The following is a 572-nucleotide window of genomic DNA, read 5'->3' on the forward strand; positions in this document are numbered from 1 at the left end:
GCCATTTTTTAAGTTTCCTAGAACTGCGCTACTTGTATTCGCTGCACTTCTTACTCGGAGGCTTGTCGCGTTAATTGTTCCTACTTCTTGTGTTCCATTTGTAATATTTTCCGCTGGCTTTTCTTCTTGCTTTCCTGCCTCTAATTTCACAAATTCTAGCGATACATAGCCTTCTTTTCCTTGGTAGCTGATTTTTGCCCAGCCGTTTGCTTTTCCTAACACTGTTACTTTTTCGCCATTTTTTAAGTTTCCTAGAACTGCGCTACTTGTATTCGCTGCACTTCTTACTCGGAGGCTTGTCGCGTTAATTTTTCCTACTTCTTGTGTTCCATTTGTAATATTTTCCGCTGGCTTTTCTTCTTGCTTTCCTGCTTCTAATTTCACAAATTCTAAGGATACGTAGCCTTCTTTTCCTTGATAGCTGATTTTCGCCCAGCCGTTTGCTTTTCCTAACACTGTTACTTTCTCGCCATTTTTCAAGTTTCCTAAAATTGAACTACTTGTATTCGCTGCACTTCTTACTCGGAGGCTTGTCGCGTTAATTTTTCCTACTTCTTGTGTTCCATTTGTAA

1 protein-coding gene is annotated in these 572 nt (G+C 39.9%); it reads right to left on the minus strand.

Going from position 1 to position 572, the window contains the following annotated elements; all coding sequences use genetic code 11:
- On the minus strand, nucleotides 1–572 hold a 572-nt coding region (locus tag BAU28_RS09085), incomplete at both ends, for an SH3 domain-containing protein (RefSeq protein ID WP_165615157.1).

The organism is Bacillus paramycoides (assembly GCF_001884235.1).
GTDB classification, from domain to species: Bacteria; Bacillota; Bacilli; order Bacillales; family Bacillaceae_G; genus Bacillus_A; species Bacillus_A paramycoides.